The sequence below is a fragment of the Enterobacter sp. RIT637 genome (genome assembly GCF_019718755.1).
Taxonomy (GTDB): Bacteria; Pseudomonadota; Gammaproteobacteria; order Enterobacterales; family Enterobacteriaceae; genus Enterobacter.
In genome coordinates this window covers 1-508 of sequence record NZ_JAIHAZ010000213.1, presented here as the reverse complement: position 1 = coordinate 508, position 508 = coordinate 1, and the positions used below count along the sequence as shown (strand labels likewise).

The window sequence follows — 508 nt, the reverse complement described above, 5'->3', positions numbered from 1 at the left end:
ATGGAAGGCATTTCTCACTAAGTGTGCTCCCTGGCCGGTACTATGAAACTGGGTAAACTGGTTGCGTTCTACGACGACAACGGCATCTCCATTGATGGTCACATTGAAGGCTGGTTCACTGACGACACCGCAAAACGTTTCGAAGCTTACGGCTGGCACGTTGTGAGTGGTGTTGACGGCCACGATGCATACGCGATTAAACGTGCAGTAGAAGAAGCGCGTGCTGTGACTGACAAACCATCCCTGCTGATGTGCAAAACCATCATCGGTTTCGGTTCTCCAAACAAAGCGGGTACTCACGATTCTCACGGCGCACCGCTGGGCGACGCAGAAATTGCACTGACCCGCGAACAGCTGGGCTGGAAATACGCGCCATTTGAAATCCCGTCTGAGATTTACGCTCAGTGGGATGCCAAAGAAGCAGGCCAGGCGAAAGAGTCCGGCTGGAATGAGAAATTCGCAGCTTACGCAAAAGCCTTCCCGCAGGAAGCGGCAGAATTCACCCGTC

General features: G+C 53.3%; 1 pseudogene. It reads left to right on the top strand.

The features are described from left to right. Positions 1–508: pseudogene (locus tag K5E19_RS24075) on the top strand (transketolase); the annotation flags it as partial.